This is a genomic window from Pseudoalteromonas sp. SWYJZ19, assembly GCF_015864375.1.
In the GTDB taxonomy this organism is placed as follows: domain Bacteria; phylum Pseudomonadota; class Gammaproteobacteria; order Enterobacterales; family Alteromonadaceae; genus Pseudoalteromonas; species Pseudoalteromonas arctica.
The window spans coordinates 318,298-337,873 of sequence record NZ_JADYXI010000001.1; the positions used below are offsets into that span (position 1 = coordinate 318,298).

Annotated in this window: 14 protein-coding genes; 8 read left to right on the top strand and 6 right to left on the bottom strand. The window is 39.5% G+C overall.

Annotated features, from left to right (window positions below; all coding sequences use genetic code 11):
* Positions 1 to 34: 34 nt before the first annotated feature.
* Positions 35 to 1,075 carry a LacI family DNA-binding transcriptional regulator gene (locus tag I6F45_RS01395; RefSeq protein WP_197159482.1) on the bottom strand — a complete coding sequence of 347 codons (1,041 nt, stop codon included), beginning with the start codon at positions 1,073 to 1,075 and terminating at the stop codon, positions 35 to 37.
* Positions 1,076 to 1,285: 210 nt separating this feature from the next.
* Here I6F45_RS01395 and I6F45_RS01400 point away from each other — a divergent pair, with 210 nt between their 5' ends.
* Entirely contained in the window at positions 1,286 to 2,896 is a 1,611-nt protein-coding gene (locus I6F45_RS01400) for a glycoside hydrolase family 43 protein (protein WP_197159483.1), read from the top strand.
* Positions 2,897 to 2,969: 73 nt separating this feature from the next.
* On the opposite strand, the gene I6F45_RS01405 is transcribed toward I6F45_RS01400, so the two are convergent.
* Positions 2,970 to 3,926 (bottom strand): Gfo/Idh/MocA family protein, encoded by a 957-nt coding sequence (locus I6F45_RS01405; protein WP_024610332.1) that lies wholly within the window; start codon positions 3,924 to 3,926, stop codon positions 2,970 to 2,972.
* Positions 3,927 to 4,088: 162 nt separating this feature from the next.
* On the opposite strand from I6F45_RS01405, the gene xylB reads away from it, so the two are divergent.
* The 6 genes from xylB to I6F45_RS01435 all read left to right on the top strand — a co-directional run bounded on the left by xylB (position 4,089) and on the right by I6F45_RS01435 (position 11,429).
* Positions 4,089 to 5,546: a xylulokinase gene (gene xylB, locus I6F45_RS01410; RefSeq protein WP_197111966.1), complete on the top strand. Its 1,458-nt coding sequence runs from the start codon at positions 4,089 to 4,091 to the stop codon at positions 5,544 to 5,546.
* Positions 5,547 to 5,576: 30 nt separating this feature from the next.
* A complete protein-coding gene (gene xylA, locus I6F45_RS01415; protein ID WP_197159484.1) occupies positions 5,577 to 6,896 on the top strand; it encodes a xylose isomerase in 1,320 nt (439 codons plus the stop codon).
* 39 nt (positions 6,897 to 6,935) lie between these two features.
* Entirely contained in the window at positions 6,936 to 7,874 is a 939-nt protein-coding gene (gene tal, locus I6F45_RS01420) for a transaldolase (protein ID WP_197159485.1), read from the top strand.
* A gap of 58 nt (positions 7,875 to 7,932) precedes the next feature.
* Positions 7,933 to 9,951 carry a transketolase gene (gene tkt, locus I6F45_RS01425; RefSeq protein ID WP_197159486.1) on the top strand — a complete coding sequence of 673 codons (2,019 nt, stop codon included), beginning with the start codon at positions 7,933 to 7,935 and terminating at the stop codon, positions 9,949 to 9,951.
* 106 nt (positions 9,952 to 10,057) lie between these two features.
* Positions 10,058 to 10,441 carry a hypothetical protein gene (locus I6F45_RS01430; protein WP_165727816.1) on the top strand — a complete coding sequence of 128 codons (384 nt, stop codon included), beginning with the start codon at positions 10,058 to 10,060 and terminating at the stop codon, positions 10,439 to 10,441.
* A gap of 13 nt (positions 10,442 to 10,454) precedes the next feature.
* On the top strand, positions 10,455 to 11,429 hold the full coding sequence (locus I6F45_RS01435; RefSeq protein WP_197159487.1) for an aldose epimerase family protein: 975 nt from the start codon (positions 10,455 to 10,457) through the stop codon (positions 11,427 to 11,429).
* Positions 11,430 to 11,525: 96 nt separating this feature from the next.
* Here the strand turns inward: I6F45_RS01435 and I6F45_RS01440 are convergent, their stop codons facing one another.
* Entirely contained in the window at positions 11,526 to 12,674 is a 1,149-nt protein-coding gene (locus I6F45_RS01440) for an endo-1,4-beta-xylanase (protein ID WP_197118751.1), read from the bottom strand.
* Between the two features lie 168 nt (positions 12,675 to 12,842).
* Here I6F45_RS01440 and I6F45_RS01445 point away from each other — a divergent pair, with 168 nt between their 5' ends.
* Complete coding sequence (locus I6F45_RS01445; protein WP_197159488.1) at positions 12,843 to 13,313, top strand: cupin domain-containing protein; 471 nt, start codon at positions 12,843 to 12,845, stop codon at positions 13,311 to 13,313.
* 164 nt (positions 13,314 to 13,477) lie between these two features.
* On the opposite strand, the gene I6F45_RS01450 is transcribed toward I6F45_RS01445, so the two are convergent.
* The 3 genes from I6F45_RS01450 to I6F45_RS01460 all read right to left on the bottom strand — a co-directional run bounded on the left by I6F45_RS01450 (position 13,478) and on the right by I6F45_RS01460 (position 19,465).
* The gene (locus I6F45_RS01450) at positions 13,478 to 15,241 is read right to left on the bottom strand and encodes a hypothetical protein (protein WP_197159489.1); all 1,764 of its coding nucleotides are present in this window, start codon (positions 15,239 to 15,241) and stop codon (positions 13,478 to 13,480) included.
* A gap of 271 nt (positions 15,242 to 15,512) precedes the next feature.
* Positions 15,513 to 17,735: an endo-1,4-beta-xylanase gene (locus tag I6F45_RS01455; RefSeq protein WP_197159490.1), complete on the bottom strand. Its 2,223-nt coding sequence runs from the start codon at positions 17,733 to 17,735 to the stop codon at positions 15,513 to 15,515.
* 596 nt (positions 17,736 to 18,331) lie between these two features.
* A complete protein-coding gene (locus I6F45_RS01460; protein ID WP_197159491.1) occupies positions 18,332 to 19,465 on the bottom strand; it encodes an endo-1,4-beta-xylanase in 1,134 nt (377 codons plus the stop codon).
* Positions 19,466 to 19,576: the final 111 nt, after the last annotated feature.

Sequence of the window (19,576 nt, forward strand, 5' to 3'; positions counted from 1 at the left end):
TTTGAAGCTCAAAAGGGTATGCGTATTCGCTTATTTAGTTGTTTTTATTGGTTGAGCTTGATTCTCTTTCTATTAATTCAAAATCTAAAATATGTCTTAAGTCTAAGCTTTTTACATTGCTTAAATCGTTATACTGACCCGATGCAAGTAAAGTAATCGCAAGTTCAGCCATTTCATTAATGGGCTGTTTTACCGTAGAAATATTTGGCCAAACTATGGTTGCAAGTTGCGTGTCATCAAAGCCAACAACCGAGAGTTCGCTTGGAATATTAATACCTTGTTTTTGAGCTATTGAGATTACAGCGGCTGCCATATCATCGTTAGCTGCAAAAATAGCCGTTGGTTTATCATCAAGCGAAAGTAATTTTATTGCCGCTTCCATACCCGATTGATAGGTAAAACTGCCCTGCTCTATATACTCAGGTGGCGTTATTATTTTATTAGAGCGCAGCGCATCTAAATAACCTTGGTAACGCAAACGGCTTACACCTTGTTTAGTGTCGCCAATAATATGTGCAATTTTGCTATGCCCTTGATTTATTAAATGCTCTGTAACATCAAACGCCGCTTGGTAATCGTCCATGCATATATAAGGGGAGCGATTTAATTTTGTATCTGGCGTTATTCTTACAAACGGAATATTTGCTTTAGTAAGAACATCTAAAACCTGTTCGTTGTCGCACATAGGTGGCAGTAAAATCATGCCATCAACCTGTGTAACATCAATAAGTTGCTTTACCGATTCAATTGTTTTGTCAATATCGCTATGCGCTTCGTCAACAACAAGGTGGTAGCCCAGTGCGCGGCATTTTTTAAGCGCTGCTAACAAAAACTGGCTTATGTAAGAGTCACTTGGGTTATCGTATAAAAGCCCTAAAAAAAATGACTTAGTACTAGCAAGGCGCCTAGCAGACACATTTGGCCTGTAATTTAATTGCTCAACAACCGCCATTACTTTTTCGCGAGTTTTGTCGCTTACTTTTTTGTCTTGGTTGAGCACTCGCGAAACCGTCATCATTGATACACCAGCCTGCTCGGCTACATCTTGTATTCTTGCTCTTTTAGGATCGGCCATATTCTTATTACCTACTCACAATCATGTGATTGTTATAATTAACTTTCTTAATTTTCATTATACATAATTGCGAAGCTTGATATTGTTTACAGCGCGTTTTAAATGATTACTTATTGACAAAGTCTTATACTACACTGAAAATGTTAGCGCTAACAACAAATTTATAATATTCACACCCAATAACATAAAAAACTTAAAAAGGCCTATATTATGAGCATGCTGCAAAATCCAATTCTAAGAGGCTTTAACCCAGATCCAAACATTGTCAGAGTTAATAACGACTACTACATAGCCACTTCAACATTTGAATGGTTTGGCGGTGTGCAAATTCACCACTCTACCGATTTAGTAAATTGGCGAGTTATAGGCCAAGCACTTAACACCGTAGAGCAACTCGATATGCGAGGAGTGCCCGACTCTTGCGGCGTATGGGCTGCGCAACTAAGCTACAATAATGGCCGTTTTTATTTGGTATATACCAATGTAAAAAGCTTTGATGGCCCTTGGAAAGACACACCAAACTATTTTGTATCAACCACTGATATTACCGGTAACTGGTCACAAGCGACTTACTTAAACTCTAGCGGTTTTGATCCGTCTATTTTTCACGATGATAACGGTAAAAGTTATTTGCTCAATATGCTGGTTGATCACCGCAACAACGCACTATTTGGTGGCATAGTAATGCAAGAGCTTTGCCTAAAAACCAATAAATTAATAGGCGATGTTAAACCTATATTTTCAGGCACAAAACTTGGTTGCACTGAAGGCCCACATATTTTAAAACGCGGCGCTTACTACTATTTAATTACCGCTGAAGGTGGCACTGGGTATGAACACTGCATTAGTGTAGCGCGTGCTAAAAACGTATTTGGCCCTTACCAAGTACACCCGCACAACCCCGTTATTACAGCAGCCCACGAGCCGAGTAATACGCTACAAAAATGTGGCCATGGAGATTTTTTTCAAACGCAAGCCGGTGATTGGTACACGGTATTTTTAACATCAAGACCACTGTCTGAGCGTGGCCGCTGCATTACAGGGCGTGAAACAGGGATTGAACAAATAATCTGGAAAGACGATGGCTGGCCTTATGCAAAACACACAAATAAAGCCCCCAGAATACACGTACCCGTTGAAGGTTTAACGCTAAATCCACAGCCGCAACCATCAACAAATATTAATTTTAGTAACGATGGGCTTACTGTTGATTTTCAGTCATTGCGTATACCCATGTGCAAAAGCTGGGTCTATAAAAATGCCCAAAAAGCATCGCTCACCCTAGTGGGAAAAGAGTCTTTAAGCTCATTGCATCAACAAAGTTTTATTGCCAGGCGTGTACAGGCTCATCATACTGTTAGCAGCACATGCGTTGATTTTGCGCCGAGCAGTTTTCAGCAAATGGCGGGGCTAGTATGTTATTACAACACCGCTCATTACTACTATTTGCATATAAGCGGCGGCGATGTAGGCGATGAAACCATACCACGTTATTTAAATATAATAAGCTGCGATAAATACCAAACAAGCACGCCTGTTGCACCGCTTTTGCTTAAAACAAACAAACCTGTTTACTTAAAAGCTGATTTTAATGGCGCTCAGCTGCAGTTTTACTACGCCACCGAAAAAAGCTGCTGGATAAAGTTTGGTCCAGTGCTCGATGGCAGTATTTTATCAGACGATTACGTACAGCAATCACCACAAGGGTATCGCCCGTGTTTTACCGGTGCTTTTGTTGGTATGGCGTGCCAAGACTTATCGGGGCAAAATAAAGAAGCTCACTTTTCATTTTTTAATTATGACGAACCTAGCGGCGAATAAATCGCCGCCAGTTAAGTTTATTAGTTGATTTAGAGCTGATATAAAACCATTTAAAAGCTCATTCAAAGCTCTATTAAAACAGGGCTTTAATACGCTCCATTTGCGATTGTAAAAGTAAACTTTGAGAGTGACTCATAATGTCACTCTCTCGTTTATTTTCGCTCAGTAAGCGCCCTACTTCTTGGGCTTCAAAGCTGTAACCTTGTGACTGCCTCCCATCTTCAAAATGCTCAATTAAGTCATCAAGCTCATACAAAGAGCACTCATAAGCCCTAAATGCATCGGGTATTTTTATATAGCCTTTGTCGCCAATAATATACGCGCCATTCCCTAACCGGCATTGAAATGACGTTGCTAAGCTCACCATTACATCGCCACAATTAGCAGTAATAAGTACATCGTCTTCCACGCCTTTGTAGCGAATATTTGCTCTTACGTGTAAGTTTTCAAGGTCGTTATTTAAAAAGTAATTGGCAATGGCAAGCGGATAAATTCCCATATCGAGTAAACAACCGCCCGCTAAATCTGGGTTGTATTCACGCCCATCGGGATTAAAAGGCACAGGGTAGCCAAAGTCAGCTTTAACATGTTTAATAGTGCCAATTCGCCCTTGCTCTACCCATTGTTTTGCTTTTTGTATTGCAGGTAAAAAGTACGTCCACATGGCTTCCATTAAAAATACGTCGTGCTTTTTAGCCAGTAAAGACAACTGCTTGCACTCTTCAGCCGAAACCGTAATGGGCTTTTCGCACAATACATGCTTACCTGCTTTAATAGCATCGCTGGCATTTTTAAAGTGAAAGTTATGCGGGGTCGCAATGTAAACTACATCAACGTTTTTATCGTCAAATAATGCCTGATACCCTTCGTAGGCATTGGCCGCACCATACTTGCTCGCAAAAGCGGTTGCATCATCTCCATTTCTTGCTGCAACTGCGTACGCAACACTATTATTTGTATGTGCTAAGTCTTCACAAAATTGTGCAGCAATTCGGCCACAACCAACAATACCCCAGTTTATTTTTTTCATAGTGTTTCCTTATGATCTTAAAAAGAAATTTAAGTGAACTCCAACAACCAAGCAATAAAATTGCAAATTAATTGTTAAACATAGTTTAAAACTAGCTTGACTTAACAATATCAAATCATTAATGTTAGCGCTAACACTAAAACAACATTAAGTATCACATTTATGTTCCTTGGTATCGATTTAGGCACTTCAGGTGTAAAAGTAATTATTTTAGACGAGCAAGACCAATTGCTTGCTCAAGCAAGTGGTTCTTTAAGCGTTTCACGCCCAGCACCACTTTTTTCTGAGCAAAACCCTACAGATTGGTGGCTTGCTACCTGTAGTGCAATCGAGGAGCTTAAAAATACTCACCCTGCATTACTAAAATCGGTAAAGGCTGTGGGCCTTTCTGGGCAAATGCATGGCGCAACGCTGCTTGATAAAAACAATAATATTATTCGCCCAGCCATTTTATGGAACGACGGGCGCAGTGCAGCACAATGTGTAGAGCTTGAAAAACGCGAACCAAATTCTCGTAATATTACCGGCAACATAGCAATGCCTGGTTTTACTGCACCTAAATTGGTGTGGTTAAAAGAGTTTGAACCAGAAAACTTTGCAAAAGTAGCCAAAGTATTATTACCAAAAGACTACCTACGCTTTTTAATGACCGGTGATTTTGCATCAGATATGTCTGACTCAGCAGGCACACTGTGGCTAGACGTAGAAAAAAGAGCGTGGTCGCAAAAAATGCTTAGCGCCTGCGACTTAACAGAGCAACACATGCCTACTCTTTTTGAGGGCACACAAATTACTGGAAAATTAACAGCCCAAGTTGCTGCTAAATGGGGTATGGAGCAAGTGCCTGTTGTTGCAGGTGGTGGCGATAATGCCGCAGGCGCTGCCGGTGTTGGCGTAGTAAGGCCTAAACAAGCGTTTTTATCATTAGGTACTTCGGGCGTTTACTTTGTTGCTAACGATAAATACCTGCCTAACCCAGAAGGTGCTGTACATACTTTTTGTCATTGCATTGAAAACACCTGGCACCAAATGTCAGTGGTGTTAAGCGCAGCAAGCTGTTTAACCTGGGTCACTAAATTAACCGGTTTTAAAAACGAAAGCGCATTGCTTGAACAAGTAAGTAAATGCGATTTTAGCAAACCAAGCTCAGTGATATTTTTACCTTATTTAACTGGCGAGCGTACGCCGCATAATAACCCCGATGCCAAAGGCGTATTTTTTGGTTTAGATAGCGATACCGATGCAGCAGCCCTTGGCCGCGCAGTACTAGAGGGCGTTGCTTTTGCTTTTGCCGATGGCCAACAAGTACTGCTTGATGCTGGCGCACAAATTGACGATGTAACCGTTATTGGTGGTGGCGCTAAAAGCCCACTGTGGGGAAAAATCATCGCAAGTGTACTCAACCGCCCCCTAATTTACCGAGAAGGCTCAGAAGTTGGCCCCGCATTTGGCGCTGCAAGACTTGCCCGAATAGCAGTAACACAACTCCCTGCACAACAAGTGTGTGTTAACGGCAAAGTAACGCAAACAATTGAGCCAGACCCAGTCATGCAAGACTTTTACGCACAGCAATACACAACATACAAAGCACTTTACCAAAGTGTAAAAACATACTTTTAATACACTATTATAAAATTAATGGAGCACATTATGAGCGAACAATTTTTTACAAACGTTGAAAAAATCAAATTTGAGGGTGAAAACTCTAAAAACCCATTTGCATTTCGTTACTACGACGAAAACCAAGTAGTGCTTGGCAAAACAATGAAAGAACATTTACGTTTTGCAGCCTGTTACTGGCATAACTTTTGTTCTACAGGGTTTGATATTTTTGGTGAAGGTACATTTGATCGTCCTTGGATCCAACCTGTAGGCAATCAATTAGAACTTGCTGAACAAAAAGTAAAAGTAGCCTTTGAATTTTATGAAAAATTAGGCGTTCCTTACTTTTGTTTTCATGATGTTGATATTGCCCCTGAAGGCAAAACACTACAAGAAAGCCACGATAACGTAACGCACATAGCTAACATTATCGAAAAAGAAATGCAGCGCACAGGTGTAAAACTACTGTGGGGTACTGCTAACTTATTCTCAAATCAGCGTTTTTGTGCCGGTGGTGCAACAAACCCTAATCCTAATACGTATGCATATGCAGCAGCACAAGTTAAACATGCAATGGAAATTACGCATCGTTTAGGCGGCGAAAACTACGTACTTTGGGGTGGTCGTGAAGGTTACGACACGCTACTAAATACAGACCTTGCACAAGAAAGCGAACAGTACGCACGCTTTTTGAAAATGGTTGTAGAGCACAAGAAAAAAATTGGTTTTAAAGGCACATTATTAATTGAGCCAAAACCACAAGAGCCAACTAAGCACCAGTACGATTACGATACAGCAACGGTTGCAGGCTTTTTATACAAGCACGGCTTACAAGACGAAATTAAAGTAAACATTGAAGCAAACCACGCAACACTTGCGGGTCATAGCTTCCACCACGAAATTGCAGTTGCTTGCGCAGAAGGCATTATGGGTAGTATTGATGCTAACCGTGGCGACATGCAAAACGGTTGGGATACAGACCAATTTCCTAACGACGTAGCTGAGTGCACACTTGTTGTTTACGAAATTTTAAAAATGGGTGGTTTTACAACGGGCGGCTTTAACTTTGACACTAAACTTCGTCGTCAATCGTGTGAGCGTGATGACTTATTCATTGGTCACATTGGCGGTATGGATACGATGGCTAAAGCATTACTCAATGCAGCAGCAATGATTGAAGGCGGCGAGCTGACTGATTTTGTTGAAAATCGTTACGCTGGTTGGAAAGAAGACCTAGGTCAAAGCATTCTAAATGGTGAGCAATCACTTGAAAGCCTTTCAGCCTTAGTACACGAGAACAACATCGATCCTAAGCAAGTTTCTGGTCGCCAAGAACTGCTTGAGAATATTGTTAACCGCTACGTATAAGGACATCGCCTCGGTTATAAAGCCGAGGCGTACATCATTATGAACTTGTTAGAACAACTCAAAAAAGTAACCACAGTCGTTGCCGACAGTGGCGATGTAGAGTCAATCAAAGCCCTACAACCGGTTGATGCAACAACCAATCCTTCGTTAATTTTACAAGCTGCAAAATTACCTCAATATAAACATTTAATTGAAGACGCTATACAAAAAGCTGGCAACAACGTTGACGCTATATGCGACCAACTTATTGTTAACTTTGGCTGTGAAATACTAAAAGTAATACCTGGGCGTATATCGAGCGAAGTAGATGCGCGTTTATCGTTTGATACCCCAGCAAGTATTGCCAAAGGGCGTAAGCTTATTTCACTTTACGAGCAAGCGGGTATTTCAAAAGACCGCGTACTTATTAAACTTGCTTCAACGTGGGAAGGCATTAAAGCCGCCGAGCAGTTAGAAAAAGAAGGCATTAAGTGTAACTTAACACTGCTTTTTTCGATGGCTCAAGCCATTGCGTGCGCACAAGCTAACGTAACGCTTATATCTCCGTTTGTTGGGCGTATTCTTGATTGGTACAAAGCCCGCGATAATAAAGAATACACCCCAAGCGAAGATCCTGGTGTGCAGTCGGTTACCAGTATTTATAAGTACTATAAAAAGTACGATTATAAAACCGTGGTAATGGGCGCAAGCTTTAGAAACATTCAAGAAATAATCGAGCTTGCTGGCTGCGATTTACTGACTATCTCGCCATCATTACTCAATGATTTACAAAGCCAAGAAGGTGAACTGCTTACTAAGCTTGACGCTGCAAATATTGCCAAAGCACCGCAAAGCGACATAACCCCACTCACCCACGAGCAATTTTTATGGCAGCACAACGAAGATGCAATGGCCAGCGAAAAGCTCGGTGAAGGTATTCGTAACTTTGCCAAAGATCAGCGTATTTTGGCTAAATTGGTTGAAGACTTACTAAACTAATTTCCCTCAAGCCTGCCACATTACGTGCGGGCTTTTTTAATTTTATTTGAGGTAATACATGACTCAGCTTTCTTCTCGTGCGCCTTTTGCTAATGCCATTCGCGCACTCAGTATGGATGCAGTACAGCAAGCAAATTCAGGGCATCCGGGCGCACCTATGGGTATGGCCGATATAGCCGAAGTACTGTGGAACGATTTTTTAAACCACAATCCAACCGATCCAAATTGGCCAAACCGAGACCGCTTTGTACTCAGTAACGGTCACGGATCTATGCTTATTTATTCTTTATTGCATTTAAGCGGGTACGAACTACCACTTAGCGAGCTTAAACAATTTAGACAAATGCATTCAAAAACCCCAGGTCACCCTGAATACGGTTATACCCCAGGTGTTGAAACAACCACAGGTCCGCTTGGCGCAGGTTTATCAAATGCCGTAGGTATGGCTATTGCCGAAAAAGCCCTAGCAGCACAATTTAACAAAGAGAGTTTTGATATTGTTGATCATTACACTTACTGTTTTATGGGTGATGGCTGTTTAATGGAAGGCATATCACACGAAGCATGTTCGCTTGCAGGCACATTAGGCCTGGGTAAACTTATTGCTTTTTGGGATGATAACGGTATATCTATCGACGGACACGTTGAGGGCTGGTTTACCGACGACACCGCTAAACGCTTTGACGCTTACGGCTGGCATGTAATAAAAGATATAGACGGCCACGACCCAGAACAAATTGCCAGCGCCATTGCACAAGCCAAACTAGTGAGCGATAAACCTACCCTACTTTGTTGTAAAACCGTGATTGGCTTTGGCTCGCCAAATAAATCAGGCTCGCACGACTGCCATGGCTCGCCATTAGGCAATGACGAAATAACTGCTGCACGCAAATTTTTAAACCTCCCAAATAAAGCATTTAGTATCAGTGATGATATTTACGCCCATTGGGACGCTAAACAAAGCGGTGATAAAAAACAAAAACAATGGCAACAACTGTTTAGCGACTACACCAAAAGCCACCCAGAGCTTGCTAAAGAATTTGAGCGCCGCGTAATTAAACGCACCCTGCCTGAAAACTTTGAAACAATTGCAAACAACTATATTGCACAGTGCAACAAAGACGCCGCTAACATTGCCAGCCGAAAAGCCTCGCAAAACACCATTGAAGCCTTTGCCCCGCATTTACCAGAGTTATTGGGTGGCTCTGCCGATTTAGCCGGTTCTAACTTAACGTTGTGGTCTGGCTCTAAAGGCATAAGCGCAGATGACGCCAGCGGTAATTACCTGTTTTATGGCGTGCGCGAGTTTGGTATGAGCGGCATTATGAATGGCATATCACTGCACAGTGGTTTTATTAATTACGGCGCAACGTTTTTAATGTTTATGGAATATGCCCGTAACGCAGTAAGAATGTCGGCACTTATGGGTATTCAAAATATATTTGTGTATACCCATGACTCTATTGGCCAAGGTGAAGACGGCCCGACTCATCAACCTATTGAGCAACTAGCCAACCTACGTATGACCCCAAACTTAGTCACATGGCGCCCGTGTGATGCAGTAGAAACCGCCGTTTCGTGGAAAAACGCTATACAAAATCAGCAGCAACCTACGGCGCTTATTTTTAGTCGCCAAGGGCTCAACCACCAGCCACGCAGCGCTCAGCAAATTAGCGACATAGAAAAAGGCGGCTATATTCTTAGCGAAAGCAATAAAGCGCCTGAGCTTATTTTAATAGCAACGGGGTCTGAAGTTGATTTAGCAATGCAAGCCGCAAAAGAGCTTACAGCACAAGGCGTTGCAGTGCGTGTGGTATCAATGCCAAGCACCACATTGTTTGATCTACAATCAGACGATTATAAGCAAAGTGTATTACCAAACTCGGTTGCAAACCGCATTGCAATTGAAACATCACACCAAGATTACTGGCTTAAATATGTAGGTTTACAAGGCAAAGTAATTGGTATGAGCACTTTTGGTGAGTCGGCGCCAGGTAACGTGTTATTAGAGCACTTTGGCTTTACCACCAAAAACGTAGTTAGCACCGCGCAGGCGTTAATTAAAGCCAACGCCTAATACATTTAGTACGCGTAATGCGCGCAATAATACAATTTTATCCAATTAATGCGCTAAGCCTCCCAAAGCTCGGCGCATTTTTATAATTAACTAACAAAGGTGAACTATGAAATATTTACTATTAATTATGCTTTTTAGTGCAGGTACTAGTTTTAACGCATGGGCAAATGACAAGCAAAATGATGAACTAATGCTAACGATTTTTTTAAAACACGACCAATCAAAAAACCTCTCTGAAATAAAAGAAATACTAAACAACGCTAACTTTTACAAACACTTCCCACCAGAGGGCGCAACGGTAGAATCTTGGAAAGTAATGATGGGTATAGGGCAAGTAGTTACTCTGCGCTTTCCAGCAGCGTTATTACCAAAAGTAAATTTATCGATTGAGCGCTATGGTTGGAAAGCCTACAGCACTGAGTTTTACCCAACTTACGATCTGTATCCAATCGTAAAAGAAGAAATTAAAAAAGCCAGAATGAACAATTAAAAGAGTAACCACCATGACAACTTCACTTGTTCAATACACACTAAGTAATGAGGCAAACGACACTATTTCTATTATTAACTACGGTGCCCGGCTTACCAGCTGGGTTACCCATGTTGATAATAAAAAAAGAAATATTGTACTTGGCTATTCTAATATTAATGACTATTTAAACGACACGTTTTACTTAGGCGCAGTAGCCGGCCCTTATGCAAATAGGCTAAGTAACGCCCAAATACACATTGATAATAAAGCTTATGCGCTTAATAAAAACGAAGGCAATAACCAACTTCATGGCGGGCATAAAGCATTAAGCGACTTGTTTTGGCAGCTCGATTATCATCACAAAAATGCATTAAGTTTAAGTATTACCCTACCCGATGGTTACAACGGCTACCCAGGTAAAACCACATTTAATGTGCTGTACAGCTTTACCACTAACAGTAAAAACGAGAGTAATCTTGATATTAAATTTACAATTACCAGTAATAAAAAAACCATTGCAGGGCCAACAGCACACCCGTATTTTAATTTAAATGGCATTACTAACAGCGCACAAGGGCATATATTAAAATTGGCCGCCGCGCATTATACGCCCATAAATTCGCACGCAATTCCCACAGGTTTAATAGCCCCTGTAGCAAATACCCCTTTCGACTATACAAATGCGCGAGTGCTTAATAAAACCGATAAACTCGATCATAACTTTGTAACCGAACAAGTACTTAACCTGCAAACCAATAAGCAACACGCTGAGCTTATAAGTGCTGATGAAAAGGTAATGCTGAGTGTGCTTTCTAACTACCCTGCTATTCAGGTATATACAGGGCAGCATTTAAAAAGTCCTTTTAATGCGCATGACGGCATTTGCCTAGAACCGCAATTTTGCCCCGACAGCCCAAATAACCCACTCTTCCCATTTAGCTATTTAACACCACAAGTGCCTTTGCAAACGCATATTAGTTACTGCTTAACTAACTTAAAATCTTAATAATAAACCTATCAAAAATAGCTATTTTAAGCGCTTAAAACCAAAAAAGGATCGCTATTAAGCGATCCTTTACGGGAGATTAAATGTTTTTTACTATTATAAATCGCTTACAAAGCTTTTAAGTTTTAGCTCACGGTCAATTAATAATGGGTAATCGGTACGCCCTTGCATTGGCCAATCGTTACGCCAAGTGCCTGCATCGCTTATACCCCAAAATGTTACGCGGCTTACTTTATCGTCATGCTTTTTAAGTATGTTAAATACGGCTTTGTAGCGCTCGCCTAACTGGGTGTTTACTTCACTCGGTAGGCCATTCGGGTATGGATTAAAGCGCTCTTGCAAGGCAATATCTAACGAAATGTCAGCGCCTTGTTCTTCACCTTCAGGGAACGGCAATACCGAAATATCAAGCTCGGTTATCATCACATCAATACCCGTTGCAGCGTATGCCACAATAGAGTCTTCCATTAACGAAAGCTCAGGGTTATCAAGCGAGTAATGCGCTTGCATACCAATACCATCTATTTCAATGCCTTTGCTTTGTAAATTTTTAATAAGCGCAATTGCACCGGCTCTTTTTTCTGGCTTATACAAGTTGTAGTCGTTGTAATACAGCTTGGCATTAGGCGCTGCCTGCTTAGCGTATTTAAACGCGTATTCTATAAAGTCGTCACCAATAATGGTGCTCCATTTAGATTCACGCAGTGTGCCGTCTTCGTTTAATGCTTCGTTTACAACGTCCCATGCAAAAATGCGGTTTTTATAACGCCCTGCAACAGCATTAATATGGTTTTGCATGCGCTTAAGTAATGCATCGCGGGTTAGCGGCTCGCCTTGTTCGTCTTCAAAAACCCAATCAGGCGTTTGCGAATGCCACACTAATGTATGCCCAACTAATTCTTGGTTGTTCTCTTGTGCGTACTTAACTAACGCATCAGCGGCTTCAAAGTCATACGTTTCAAGCTCTGGGTGTATGCGTTCCCACTTCATTGAGTTCTCTGGCGTAAAGGTATTAAATTGCGCTTTAGCTACATTTAAATCTTCAGGCAAAGCCCCTAACACTTGGTCGCGGCTAATTGCTGTACCAATTTTAAAATGATCTTTAAATTGCGCTTTAAGCGTTAATTGCTCCGGCGCTTTTTGTGCTTTTAGTGTCGGTTTACTTTGCTCTGCTGAGCCATTACAGCCAAGTGCAAGGCTCGACATTCCTAATAAAATAGCAATCGTTAGTTTATTTTTATGCATGATGTACCTGTTGTGTGTTTTTAGTGTGCAAGGTAAACTTAACACCATATAGTCTTTTTGACAACAACGTTTTATTAAAATAGACTGAACAAAAATAACACAGCACACATTCCTTAATTGCATACCTAACTAGCAAGATAACTAGTAAATAAATTAGCAAGGACACACATGAAAAACACAACAAACACTTTATCACTAAAAGCCGCAGCCACCTTTGCATTAACGATTGCATTAACGATTGTATTAACTGCTGCATTAACTTCTGCATCACCTGTTAGCGCAGCAGATAAACCCAAGCAACTTACCTCATCTATAGTGAGCCCAAAAGACGCGCACATCACTCACTACGAAGGCGGTGATTTTCATACCTACTTTTATGGCGATACATCACTCACCAAAGGCGCTATTACAGGTGTGGCGGTTATTAAACCTAATAACGAAATACATCCCGCCCACCAGCATCCCGATGAAGAATACTTAATGATTATTGAGGGCTCAGGCACCTGGACGCTCAATGGTAAAAGCCAACCAGCACTCACCGGAGATATTTTATTTGCAGCCCCTAATGACCTACACGGCATTTATAACAACGGCGATGTGCCACTTAAGTTTGTGATAGTTAGGTATCAGGCTAAGTAGTTTTGAATGGCTTTTTGAGCTTTTTAGTGAAATAGACCAAAAGAATGACGCACAAAGAGGTTAAGAGTCGCTTCGCTTTTAGAGGAAAACACATAAAAACCGTTATGTGTTTTTTATCTGATTCATTTTTCATAGCTTATCGGGTAAGCTATAAGCGGGAAATACTAATTTTCCCGTCCACTGTATTGCTCAAGTTCGCTAATCATTTTCTTAACAGTAATGTTTTCTAGCTTGGAAACTAGCGGTGTAATATAATCGCGATTATCCGACCAGTGAAGATCATCATTATAAATTAAACCTAATAAATAATTTATTTCAGGAATATGAATACTTCTATCTTCACAAAAAAGAAGCTTATTTCGAGTTTTATGGGTATCCAAAAAGTTCTGTTTATCGCAATCAAATAAAGAATTATAGGCGAACTCTTCTATTCTAACCCTAATCGCAAATAAAACAGCTATAGGGTCATAACTAGACCCTTGCAGATATTTTATTAGCTCAATAGAAACCTCTCTATGAAATGATAAAGATCTCCCCCAAGCTATTGGCATGCCTAAACGAATAAAATCGTTTTCTAAATCTTTGTCTTCTGGATGATAATGAAAAAAATACTTACTTAAATCGCTTCCAATTTGTTGATCTTTTCTGTTTTTAACAATATCTAAAAATTTACATGTCACTTTATTCGGACTTTGAGCTAAGTAGTGTATTTGCATTTTGTGTTTACTAAAACAAAAATGATTGAAGTGTAGAGGGTCTAAATGTGTTAGTAATATAGGGAAAATATTTCTACCTTGTAATTTAAATTCCTCTATCAACTTAGTTATATAATACTGAAATGATACTAAATTAGCATCATCAAGATAATCAAATATTTCGTCAACAATCAAAATACAATTTTGTTTTTTGAAACTAGATTTTGCTTTTTGAATTTGTGATATAAATGAAATTATATCCCTTTGCCCATTAGAAATGGAGCTTATCTTTGGAAACTCTACTATAAGTTTTTTCTTAATATTATTCTGGGATTTTTTAACTTCTCTAGTTTTTAAATTATGTCTTGTAGAATTAACTGATCTTAATAAATCATCAAAGAAATATTTTTCCCTACAGTACATTCTATAAATTAAGGCTTTTGTAAAAGAACTACTTTGAATCATTTTTACTATTTGTATTGAATGTAGATAGCAGTCAACAACTTCATTTCCAGTACACTCATTTACAAGAATGGATAAGTGCTTGAGTGGCTCGATTGTCTCCAGTGAAGCTAAAATTGATTGCTCAATTGTTACTTTTATCTGAGCACTGTTACCTATAATTTGATTAATCTCTTTAATTATATTTTCAACAGGATTTATGTAATCTCTCTTTTTAACAAACCTAGAGAAGTCTATTTTTTTGCTTAACAAATATATAAACTCATCATTACTTATTAATGTATTTTCAATGTTTGTTAAAACTTTCCCGTTAGTACCAAACCAAGCTTTATTTTCGCTAATCGAATAATCAAATAATACTTTCTCAGGTACAGTGGCAACGAGCTCAATTGTATCTACAGTAATGCTGGCCGTAGCTCGAGTAAATGATCCCATTTTCATCTGTTTTGCTTTCGCAATAATTGGGTTATTTATAACAGAAATATCAAAGTTTGAATGAATTTTATTTTGAGTGGAATTTGCAGGATATTTAACTTTATCAAACTCAACTATGAGTTCAGGTGAAAATGATAAATCTCCATTATGATAGTCATCTTCTTTTAGTTCTAATTTGTTACTTTTTAATGATTTAAATGCGCAAGCAATTGAGCTTTTTCCATATCCATTTGGAGCCACAAGTACACATGGTTTGTTAGGAAAAAAGTTGAATTTAAAATTACTACCCGATAAACCTTTAACATTCTTAATTTCTAATGAATTAAATTTAATCATTTACTTCCCTGTACTACAAGTGCCTTTATTGTAGGTTCATTACACCCAATTTAAGTTAGTTAAGCAATCATAATTTTTATGGCTCAGTAACCCTATTTTTTATTTATAAAGTACATTTCATTTTATAAATAAAACAGTAATACATTATTTAAAATATATTTATAAGATACCTTTATAATTATCTCAAAATAATTAAAGCCCGCACAAAAAAATAGTCTGTATAAAAATACAGACTATTTACTCTGGGGTTAATTACTTTTAGTTAGGTTTATTATTCAACCAAGGTTACCGATACATCATCTACATAAAAGTCTGCAGTGAGTTCGTTTGATTCAACATAAAGTAAAGCGGCGCTTTCCTGCGTTGTAATTGAATGTGTGTAAGTACCTGATAACTGTACCCAGTCGCCTGCTGCAACGGTTGTAACAGGCGTCAACTCAAGGTATTCAGTGCTAGTGTGCTCTATTTGTAGCGTGAATTTTATATCTGGTGAAACGGTACTGGTATCGTCAGATAACTTAACCCATGCAGATACGTTATAGGTTTTATCTGCTGTAAATAAACCTTTTACATCCTTTTGTATGCCATTCCACGTTTCTGTTCGCCCTTGTACTAAAGCGCTATTATTGCCACTGTGGGCTTGGGTTGTATCTAAGGTTATGCTTGCACTGCCACGGGCTTGCCATGAATCAAGTCCGGCTTCAAAGTCGCCATTAGTTAACAGCTCTGATGAAGGTGCTGGTTGTACAACTTCAATTAGCTCTTTTAATGCATTAGCAAATCCTTGTAAGGCAGGCTTTGCAGTAAAGTCATTAAAAAATAACAGTGGCCATTCTGTTGTCGGCTCTGGCCAGTTTTGTAACCAGCTATCCTCGTCAATTACGCCCCAAATAGTTATGCCACCGCGTTGATCTTCAGGTACAGTTTCTAGGTATGTTTTAACAATATCGTAGTAGTACTGCTTTTGTTCATCCGCTCTTTCACTGGTTAGGTAAGTTAGAGGAATGCCGCCTTCGTTGTTCATACGAACATCTAGCTCGGTAATTTTTACTTTAATTTTAGGGCGAATATCGACCACTTTTTGAAGATGTGCCTGAATGGTTGAAATATCAGGGCTGTTAAGTGAAATATGAGATTGAAACCCAATACCATCAATAGGCACGCCGTTGTTGTGAAAATCGTTAACCATAGATATAACGGCATCTAATTTATCGGCATTCCAAATCAGGTTGTAATCATTGTAGTATAAGTCGGCATCGGGGTCGGCCGCTCTTGCTGCTTTATAGGCTAACGATAAAAATTCGGCTCCTATGTTTTCAAACCATACAGATTCGTCGGCGCTGTCGTCAGTGGTTTTTTCACCACGGTATTTACCATTTTCCATAAACGCTTCGTTAACTACATCCCAGCTAACGACGGTATCGTTATCGCCTTCTTCTTCAAAGTGAGTTGCAACTTGAGTGATGTGATCTTCCATCATGGTTATCCACGCGGCTTTATCACCTTGAAAACTTTGCATCCAAGGCGCAATTTGCGAGTGCCACACAAAAACATGGCCATGCACGGTGAGTGAGTTGTCTTTTGCGTAGTTAACTAGCTCATCAGAATCATCGTAAAAAAATTCGCCTTGGGTTGGTTGTAAATAGGTAGGCTTCATAATATTTTCAGCAGAGAGCTGATTAAAGTGTTGTTCAATAATCGTTTTAATCTCTGGTCTATCTATTATGCTGTTACCAAAACCACCCGCTGGCACAGCCACGCCAATATTAAAATTAGGTGCCAATGCTTTTAAACTTTGTGCTGTTACTTCGCTGTATTGAACATCAGGTATTTCTTGTGCTGGAACATCGTCTAAAATAAAGCCTGAAAATTCGTCTAGGTATATAGACTTGTTAATATTCTCTTCTTTTGAAAAGTGAATTGCCAGCCTTACTAAAGAGTCAGCTTCGGCTGTTGCGGCTGTTAATGTAATTTTTTGCCACTCGCCTGTGAGTGTTTCTTTTACTAGGCTAAGTTGACCGTAATCTGGTGCGGGCGTTTGAATCCAAAAATCGGCACTGGTTCCCTCTTCACCTTTGGCCCAAACACTAAACTCGTAATTTTTACCACCGGTGATAGGAAGGTCTTCATAAGCTATTTCAATACCCCACGGGTTGTCACCCAGTGTATTAACGTTAACCTCAACTGCTTTTGTGCCTTGGTAAGTATTAACGCCTTCTTGTGATTCAATTACTTCTATAGTAGAAGTCGCGCTTGATTCTTGTGTTGGCCTAAATACCCAATTTCCGACGGGGGTTGTTTGCCCTGCAGTGTCTTCTTCAAACCCGCCATTTGTTATTTCAGCTGCTATTGGCGCTTCAGGCTCTGGAGTATCAGGGGCTACTACTTCAGGTATGGGTTCAGGCACCGGTGTATCTTTATTATTCCCCCCGCACGCCATTAAAAGTGACACTAAGGTCACTAATCCGGTGTTACGAAAAATCGATTTATTCATTTTTTATTCCTTAGACTAAAGCAATAAATGAGTCGTTTTTTAACTAGATGCAATAAACGTCATTTAAGTGAATAAATATGCTCAAAGTGTTTTTTACAACACTTTCAAACTATCTATTATTCAATATGACTACAACTTACTAGTAAAAATAGACTGTCATCTATATTTATTATTGTAATATCTCTTTAATTATTAATATTCACCTTATAAAAAACCACAAAGAGAAGCTAATAATCAATTAGTTATAGTTAAGGTTTAAATTAAATTTTTATTGTTCTATATCGTGTGTGTGAATATACAATCATTAAATTAACCTAAAACCAACACTGTTATAGTCTAATTAACAATAAGTATCAAGATTAAAATTTGTTCTACTTTTATATTTGCCTAGGTGGTTAAATCGTAAGGTGAATACTTTTATAAAAGGCATAGTGGTATCTGAACGTATAACACTTGCGTAAAATCAGGATATTTAAAATCACTAACTAGCTAAGTTAGTGAAGCGGTTGCTCATTATTTTTCTTTGTAACAACTTCAAACACAAAAAAGCCGAGTATTTAAAAACACTCGGCTTTACATTTTACACATTAAATTGCTTACTGAACTACATCAGCAATTGTTTTAATAATCGGTTTAGGATTTAAATTACGATCCCATAATAATGGGTAGTTTGTTCTGTTTGGGATTGGGTAGTCGTTTTTCCACGACATACCATCGTGTAATCCCCAAAAGGTTACGCGGTCTATCTTGTCGCGTTTTGCGTAAAACAGTTCAAACAAGGCTTTATAACGGGCGTTTAATTGCGCCTCTACGTCGCTAGGTAAGCCATTTTTGTATGGGTCGAGGTAGGTTTCAAACTCTTCTAACTGAAACTGTGGTTTCATCATATCGGTGCCGGTAATCTGCCCTTCTTTTGTTAAAGGCAGCACGTCTATATCAAGCTCGGTGATCATCACTTTTATACCCAGCGCGGCGTATGCATCAATGGCTTGTTCAATATATTGCATTTTAGGAAAGTTAAGCCCCCAGTGCGCTTGTATGCCAATGCCATCGATTCGAATACCTTCTTTTTGCAACATTTTGATCATACGTATAATGCCGTCTCTTTTTTCTGGTCGCCATGCATTAAAGTCGTTGTAGTAAAGCTCGGTATTAGGTGAATACTGCTGGGCGTATTTAAACGCGGCTTTTACCATTGTATCGCCATCACCTACGCGGTTAACCCACACAGTTGGGCGATAAGAGCCGTCATCAGCAATTACTTCGTTAACTACGTCCCATGCATCTACTTTGTTTTTATAGCGCCCTGCTACCAGCTCTATGTGTTTGCGCATTTGCTCTAACTGCTCTGCTGGGGTATTTGGCTCATTTTTGCTATTTGTAAAAAACCAGTCAGGCGTTTGGTTATGCCACACTAAGGTGTGGGCTACGGTAAACATGTTATTTTGCTTGGCAAAATCTATAAATGCATCTGCACCACTAAAATCGACCTTACCTTGCTGTGGGTAAATTACTTCTGCTTTCATGGCGTTTTCTAGGGTGACTGTATTAAATTGCTTAGCAATAATTGACTGCGCGGCTGCGTTTTTGCCTGTCACTATATCTTGATTTACAGCAACCCCCATTTTAAATGAGTCTGCAAAGGTGTTTTTAAGACCTTGGTCTTGTGCAGCGTTTACGCTTAATGATCCTGCAAGTAAAAGCAGGCTGAGTGTGTGTTTTTTATGCATGTGTGTGCTCCGTTGAATCGTTATTATTTTCAATAAATATCATACAACGAAAAAAATAAATGATATAGTCAAAATGACCATTAATTATAAATTAAACAAACCTGAGTAAAC